Origin of the sequence: Mangrovimonas sp. TPBH4 (assembly GCF_001280505.1) — a bacterium.
Classification (GTDB): Bacteria; Bacteroidota; Bacteroidia; order Flavobacteriales; family Flavobacteriaceae; genus Mangrovimonas_A.
Genome location: NZ_LBIO01000002.1, coordinates 1 through 274 on the forward strand (window position 1 = coordinate 1; position 274 = coordinate 274).

Genomic DNA, 274 nt, shown 5'->3' on the forward strand with positions numbered 1-274 from the left:
CGTGTCTCAGTACCAGTGTGGGGGATCCCCCTCTCAGGGCCCCTATCTATCGTCGCCTAGGTGTGCCGTTACCACACCTACAAGCTAATAGAACGCATGCCCATCTCTTACCGCCAAAACTTTAATATGGTCATGATGCCATGTCCATATACTACGGGGTATTAATCCAAATTTCTCTGGGCTATCCCCCTGTAAGAGGTAGGTTGCATACGCGTTACGCACCCGTGCGCCACTCGCCGGCGGAAAAGCAAGCTTTTCCCCGCTGCCGTTCGAC

At 53.6% G+C, this 274-nt stretch carries 1 rRNA gene; it reads right to left on the minus strand.

The window, feature by feature from the left end:
* A 16S ribosomal RNA gene (locus ZA05_RS00005) occupies positions 1 to 274 on the minus strand; the annotation flags it as partial.